This window comes from Janthinobacterium sp., from assembly GCF_009923995.1.
Classification (GTDB): Bacteria; Pseudomonadota; Gammaproteobacteria; order Burkholderiales; family Burkholderiaceae_D; genus Janthinobacterium.
Genome location: NZ_RFSK01000045.1, coordinates 45,436 through 52,298, shown reverse-complemented (window position 1 = coordinate 52,298; position 6,863 = coordinate 45,436). Strand labels below are relative to the sequence as shown.

Sequence of the window (6,863 nt, the reverse complement as noted above, 5' to 3'; positions counted from 1 at the left end):
CGCCGGAACCGGAAAAACTGCCGGAGCCGACGCCGGACAAGGTGGTGCCCGAGGTATCGGAGCCGGACCCGGCGCCGGCCGACAAGCCCATGGAGGACGCGCCGGAAAGCCCGTCGCCGGACAAGGGCGACCCCGTCACCATCGACGGCGCCGCGCAGGCCGGCAGCGACGCGTTCGGCATCCAGGCCGGACGCGGCGGCGGCATGACGGGCGGCGGCGGTGGCGGCGGCCTGGGCGCGGGATCGTACGGCCGCTATGTGGCCAATGCGCTGCAGCTGGCCATTGCCCGCGACCCGCGCACGCGCCAGCTGGCCTTTGCCGACATCCGCGTCGACCTGTGGCTCGATGCGGAAGGCCGGACGACGAAGGTGCACCTCGTGCAGGGCACGGGCAATGCGCAGACGGACGAGCAGGTGCTGGCCATGGTGCGCGACTTCCGCGCCGACGAGCGGCCGCCGGCGTCATTGCGTTTCCCCGCGAGAGTATCGATCAAGGGCCGCCGGCCGTAAGTGCACACATTCATTTTAATTTTTACCGAAAGAAACAATGAATTCCTTATTTTCTTCCCCACGGCGCACGCGCCGCCTGCCGCTGGCGCTGGCTGCCTTCGCCCTGAGCGTGGCGGCGGGCGCGGTGCAAGCCCAGGCCGCCGCACCGGCCGAGAGCACCATGGTCAAACTGATCCGTGGCCTGATGCAGAGCGGCGCCCTGAACAAGGATGCGGGCGAAGCCTTGCTGGCGCAGGCGCAGAGCGAAGCGCTGGCCGCTGCGCAAGCCCGTCCCGCCGCCGCGCCCGTGGCCCTGGCGCAAGTGCAGCCGGGCGACGTGCGCGTGCCGTATATTTCGCAAACCGTGCGCGAGCAGATCCGTGACGAGATCAAGGGACAAGTCATGGCCGAAGCGCAGGCGGGCGGCTGGGCTGCGCCGAACGAAGTGCCGGCATGGACCAAGCGCCTCCGCGTGGAAGGCGACGTGCGCGCCCGCTACGAATCGCGTTACTACGACATGGCCAACAGCAATATCGAGATCGACTGGCGCTCGCTCAACAGCGGCAGCGGCTACGACGTCAATTCGAACACCAACCTGGCCCTGCCGGCGCTGCTGAACACGCGCGAAGACCGCAAGCACTTGCTGCGCGCCCGCGCCCGCCTGGGCATCCTGGCCGACATTTCCGACAGCACGCAGGCAGGCATCCGCCTGGCCAGCGGCAATGACGACAGCCCCGTGTCCACCACGCAAACCCTCGGCGGCGGCCTGGGCAAGAAAAACATCTGGCTGGACCAGGCCTGGCTGTCGTATAAGCCCGCTTCCTGGCTGACGCTGACGGCGGGCCGCTTCGACAATCCATTTGTTTCCGCAGATGAACTGTTTTCCAGCGAACTCAATTTCGACGGCATCGCCGCCAAGGTGCAGCAGCCCGTCGGCGCGAGCAAGGACGTCACCGTCTTCGGCACCCTGGGCCTGATTCCGCTCGAGTATTCGTCCGACAATGCGCCGAGCCGCAGCCAGGCCAAAATGTCCAGCGAGAACAAGTGGCTGCTGGGCGCGCAAGTGGGCGCCTCGTGGAAGGTCAATGGCGACCACCAGCTGCGCGGCGCCTTGGCTTACTACAACTTCCGCAACATCAGCGGCGAATACTCGCAGCCATGCGCCCTGTACGCGGGCGCTGACGGCTGCAGCACGGACTGGTCGCGTCCGTCGAGCATGCAGAAAGGCAACAGCTTGATGCTGTTGCGCAATATCGCCCTCAATCCGCTGGACCCGGCCAACACGCCGCAGCCGCAATACGTGGGCCTGGCGTCGAAATTCCGCCTGGCTAACCTGAACGCGCGCTGGGACAGCAAGGTGGCCGGCGGCACGGACTTGCGCATCGAAGGCGATTATGTGCGCAACATGGCCTACGACAAGAATGCCATGTGGGCGCGCGCCAAGGGCGGCATCATGAACAACTTCGGCGGCACGGGCGGCGTCTCGCAAGCCGATTTCCGGAGCGGCGGCAATGCCTACATGCTGCAGGCAACCCTGGGCAAGGCGAATACCGTGGCGCGCGGCGACTGGAACGTGCTGCTGGGCTACAAGCGCATCGAACCGGACGCCTTGCCTGACGCCTACAACGATTCCACCTTCCACCTGGGCGGCACGAATGCGCGCGGCTATTACCTGGGCGGCGCCTATGCGATCGACCGGAATACCTGGTTCAGTGGCCGCTGGACGTCGAGCCGCGAAGTGTTCGGTTCGGCGCTGTCGATCGACACCCTGCAAATCGAATTGAATGCGCGTTTTTAAGGAGCCATGATGTTGATTTTCAACAAAACGCGCTTGCCGGCTTTGCTGCTGATGCTGCTGGCCGGCGGCACCGCCCAGGCGCAGGCGCAAAAGGGGCAAAGCATGGAAGAGCGATTGCGTGCCGAGTTGCGCAATGTCACGGCGCAATTGCAGCAGACGCGCGGCGAGCTGGAAATGCTGAAAGCCAAGGGCGCCCCTGTCGCCAAGGCGGCGCCCGTGGCCGCACCGGCCAGCGACGCCTTGAAGAAAGACCTGGCACGCAGCCAGTCGCAGCTGGCGCAGGAGCGCGCGCAGCGGGAAAAACTGGCCGAGGACCAGCAGCGCGGCGCGGCCGCCGCGCAGGAGATGGCCGCCCGCCTGGAGCAGTACCGCCAGGCCAGCGACAGCCTGGCGGCCAGCGGCAGGCAGCTGGAAGCGGAACGCTTGCGCCTCGATGGCGAAGTGGCGGCGCAGCGGGGCGCCCTGGCCCGTTGCGAAGGCAAGAATGCCCAGCTGTACGCCACCGGCCAGGAGATCTTGCAAGCGTATGAAGGACTCGACGTGCTGGGCGTCATGCAGGCGCGCCAGCCGTTTGCCGCGCAAAGCCGGGTCAGGCTGGAACAGATCGCCCAGCAGTACGGCGACCAGCTGTACCAGGGCCGCTTTGACGCGCGTCAAACCGAAGCTGCAGCAACGCCGGCCGCTCCTGCGCCGGCGCCCCACTGATTTTATTATTTGAAATGGAATAACGATGGAAAACACCAACAACTTGCTGATCACCCTGAACGCCGAGCAAATGGCCGACGCCATCAAGGCGGCCGGCTGCGCCGTCACCAGCATCGAACACGATGGCGTCGTGCGCCTGCACAGTGCCAGCCATGGCATCGGTTTTCAGGTGCTGTGGGGCAACGAAGCGGCGCCTGGCCAGTATGCGGACCTGACCCTGAGCTGTCCGCTGCGCGTGCAGGGCGGCGAGTTGCCGGCCGGCCTGCTGGCCGAATGGCACCGCAGCAAGCGCTTTGCCCGCGTGGCCCAGCATGGCGATTTCGTCGTGCTGGAAATGGACGTGCTGGTTGCCGGCGGCATCAGCGAAACGCACCTGAATATCAATCTGCAATTGTGGACGCAGATGATGGGCCAGTTTTTCTTGTTTTTACGCAACTTTACGCCCGCCCATGACGCTGCCGCGCCGGCCGTGGGCGCGCCAGCCGTGACGGAAGAGGAAAGCGTGCCAGCCTGACAAGGCGCCCCGCAAGCGGCAAAAATGGCCGATTCCGGGCCTTTTTTGCCGCCGGCATGGCGCAAGTGTCGTATTAAATACTTATTTTTTAGGCATCGCGCATTAAAACTGCTGAAAGAGCGTGTGTGAATCAAGCCAGCAACGCCCGTATGGCGGATAATATCGCCTGTTGCCGATTTGGATACGACCTTTACACAATAATGCGCCCCATGGATTTTACCCGCGACGAAACCAGTGAAACCCCAGTTGCCCCGGCCAGTGTGCCGGGAGCGCCTTTGCCGTATGCCGTCGCCACCTGGCTGCAGCGGGTGGAGGCTGCCGCTCATCCGAAGGCCGTGCTGACGATTGCCGAGCCTGATCCCAAACTCAACCAGCATCGATTGATCTACGTGCTGGCGCCCACCAGCGGTGGCCGCCATGTGGCCCTGTGCCTGTACAAGGCGCGGCTGCGGCCGAACGGCGACGTGGCGGCCGCTTCGCCCATCAGCGAAATCTTTTCGCTGCTGTCGGCGCCGCCCACGTTCCTGACGCCGGCCGATGAAGACCTCGTGCGCTTCTTCGTGGCCATGCGCAGCGGGCAGAACTCGCAGACGGGCAGCGCCACGGAGCCCAAGGGCAAGGTGGGCGCGGCCCTGCTGAAAATGCTGGCCGAGCAGGACAAGCTGCTGTGGGCCAATTCCTGGGCCGACGTCGGCAACGGTCTCGTGTACCCGTTGAAGGAAGGTCCCGTGCGCCCGGCGCGCCTGTTCTGGCGCGACGAGGGCAAGACCATGCGCCTGGGCTGGCAGGTGGACCCGCCGGAAGGCGCGAAGCACCATGGCGCCGACCAGATCGACTACATGCTGCCTACCGATCCGCCGTGGTACATCGACAACCTGTCGTGCGGCGTGCTGGAACTGAACCAGGGCGGCTCGGACATTTCCCTGGCCGACCTGCAGGCGCTGGTGGCGCAGGCGCCGCCCCTGAATGCGAACGACAAGGTGCGCGTGTCGCAGCTGCTGCTGGCGCAGGGCTTGCAGCATCTGATGCCGCTGCCGCAGCCCTTGCCGCAGCGCCTGCGCAAGGACGTGCCCGCGCAACCCGTGCTGCTGCTCGACAGCGCCATGCTGGCCGACGGCAGCCTGCAGCGCTGGCACGACTTCGCCGTGCTGTCCTACGACTACGATGGCGAGCGCGTCTCGTTCGACCCGTCGCAGCGCGTGGTGCGGCAAGTGGGCGAGGTGACGGAAATTATCCAGAGAAATACGGTCGACGAAGCGCGCGCCCTGGCCACCCTGGCCGAGCTGCAATTCAAGAAGCCCGGTTCCGCCCCCTTGAGCGGCTTGAAGGGCGCCTTGCTGCTGCCGTCCCAGGCGGAATGGCTGCGCTTTGCCGAGTCCGGCATCGATGCCTTGCTGGAGCAGGGCTGGATCGTGGAAAAGACGGCCAAGTACCGCTACGACGTGAGCGACGTGGGCGACTGGTATGCGGAGATCGACGACCAGGACCCGGACAGCGGCAATGCCTGGTTCGAGCTGGAACTGGGCATCGTCGTCAACCAGGAAAGAGTGCCGCTGCTGCCCGTGCTGGTGCAGCTGATCCGCAACGCGCCCAACGATTTCAACCCGAAAGTCATCGAAGCCCATGCGGACGACGACCAGATGCTGGCGACCTTGCCGGACGGCACGCGCGTCGCCTTGCCGTGGGGCCGGGTGCGCCCCATCCTCAACACCCTGGGGGAACTCTACTTCAGCGACAAGATCAAACATGCCGTGCGCATGTCGACCCTGGATGCGGCGCGCCTGGAAGAGCTGGCGCGTGGCCTGGAGATGCAGTGGACGGGCGGCGAACAGCTGCGCGCCATGGGCCGCAAGCTGAGCCAGTTCGGTTCCGTGCAGAAAGTGGCGGCCCCGGCCGGCCTGCAGGCGACCCTGCGCGATTACCAAGCGGACGGCCTGGCGTGGATGCAATTTTTGCGCGACCACGATCTGGCGGGCATCCTGGCCGATGACATGGGCCTCGGCAAGACCGTGCAAACCCTGGCGCATATCCTGGTGGAAAAGGAAGCGGGCCGCCTCACGCATCCGGCCCTCGTCATCGCGCCGACGAGTTTGATGGGCAACTGGCAGGACGAGGCGGCCAAGTTCGCGCCCGGCCTGAAGGTGTTGCTGCTGCAAGGCAAGGACCGCGCCCAGCAGTTCGACCAGATCGACCAGTGCGACCTGGTGCTGACGACGTACGCCCTGTTGCCGCGCGACGAGGAAACCTTGCGCGAGCACGATTTCCACCTCGTCATCCTCGACGAATCGCATTACATCAAGAATACGCGCAGCAAGGCGGCGCAAAGCGCGGGCCTGCTGCGCGCGCGCCACCGCCTGTGCCTGTCCGGCACGCCGCTGGAAAACCACCTGGGCGAGCTGTGGTCGCAATTCCACTTCCTGCTGCCGGGTTTGCTGGGCGACGAGAAGACCTTCAACACCCAGTTCCGTCACCCCATCGAGCGCCAGGACGACCCGCTGCGCCGCATGCTGCTGAACCGCCGCATCAAGCCTTTCCTGCTGCGCCGCACGAAGGACAATGTGGCCAAGGAGCTCCCGCCGAAGACGGAAATGGTGCGCAAGGTGGAATTGACGGGGCCGCAGCGCGACCTGTACGAAACCGTGCGGCTTGCGATGGATCAAAAGGTACGCGAAGAAATCGACAAGAAGGGCGTGGCGCGCAGCCAGATCGTCATCCTCGAAGCGCTGCTGAAGCTGCGCCAGGTGTGCTGCGACCCCCGCCTCGTGAAATCCCTGCCGGCAAAAAAACAGTCGGCCGGTTCGGCCAAGCTGCTCGACCTGATGCAGATGGTGGAAGACCTGCTCGACGAAGGGCGCAAGATCCTCGTCTTCTCGCAATTTACCAGCATGCTGGAATTGATCGAGGAAGAACTCGAGTCGCGCGACATTCCCTACGCCCTGCTGACGGGCGAGACGAAGGACCGTGGCGCCCAGGTGGCGGCCTTCCAGCAGGGCGCCGTGCCCATCTTCCTGATCAGCCTGAAAGCGGGCGGCGTGGGCCTGAACCTGACGGCGGCCGACACGGTGATCCACTACGATCCGTGGTGGAATCCGGCGGCGGAAAACCAGGCCACGGACCGCGCCTGGCGCATCGGCCAGGACAAGCCCGTCTTCGTGTACAAACTGATCGCGAAGGGCACCCTGGAAGAAAAAATCCAGCTGCTGCAGCAAAAGAAATCGGAGCTGGCGCAATCGATCCTGGCCGAAGGCGAATCGCAAAAGATGGCCCTCACACAGGAAGACTTGCAGCAGATTTTCGCCCCGCTGGAAGATTAAGGGCGCGGCACGCTTATACTTGGCGATTCTTTCTCGCCAGGTAT

Annotated in this window: 5 protein-coding genes; all 5 read left to right on the top strand. The window is 65.0% G+C overall.

The genetic code is table 11. The features are described 5' to 3' along the window. A partial coding sequence (locus tag EBS11_RS20230) for a TonB family protein (protein WP_290605738.1) occupies positions 1-509 on the top strand: 509 nt, incomplete at its 5' end. A 37-nt stretch (positions 510-546) separates the two neighbouring features. Continuing rightward, positions 547-2,286: a putative porin gene (locus tag EBS11_RS20225; RefSeq protein ID WP_290605736.1), complete on the top strand. Its 1,740-nt coding sequence runs from the start codon at positions 547-549 to the stop codon at positions 2,284-2,286. A gap of 6 nt (positions 2,287-2,292) precedes the next feature. Next, a complete protein-coding gene (locus EBS11_RS20220) occupies positions 2,293-2,991 on the top strand; it encodes a hypothetical protein (RefSeq protein ID WP_290605734.1) in 699 nt (232 codons plus the stop codon). Between the two features lie 25 nt (positions 2,992-3,016). Next, positions 3,017-3,505, top strand: a complete 489-nt coding sequence (locus EBS11_RS20215; protein WP_290605732.1) for a YbjN domain-containing protein — start codon at positions 3,017-3,019, stop codon at positions 3,503-3,505. A 209-nt stretch (positions 3,506-3,714) separates the two neighbouring features. Further along, a complete protein-coding gene (locus EBS11_RS20210) occupies positions 3,715-6,819 on the top strand; it encodes a DEAD/DEAH box helicase (protein WP_290605730.1) in 3,105 nt (1,034 codons plus the stop codon). The last annotated feature ends 44 nt before the right edge of the window (positions 6,820-6,863 follow it).

Excerpts from the sequence above, each read along its gene's own strand:
- EBS11_RS20220 (WP_290605734.1), top strand. The coding sequence starts at position 2,293 with ATGATGTTGATTTTCAACAAAACGCGCTTGCCGGCTTTGCTGCTGATG.
- EBS11_RS20210 (WP_290605730.1), top strand. The coding sequence starts at position 3,715 with ATGGATTTTACCCGCGACGAAACCAGTGAAACCCCAGTTGCCCCGGCC.
- EBS11_RS20225 (WP_290605736.1), top strand. The coding sequence starts at position 547 with ATGAATTCCTTATTTTCTTCCCCACGGCGCACGCGCCGCCTGCCGCTG.
- EBS11_RS20215 (WP_290605732.1), top strand. The coding sequence starts at position 3,017 with ATGGAAAACACCAACAACTTGCTGATCACCCTGAACGCCGAGCAAATG.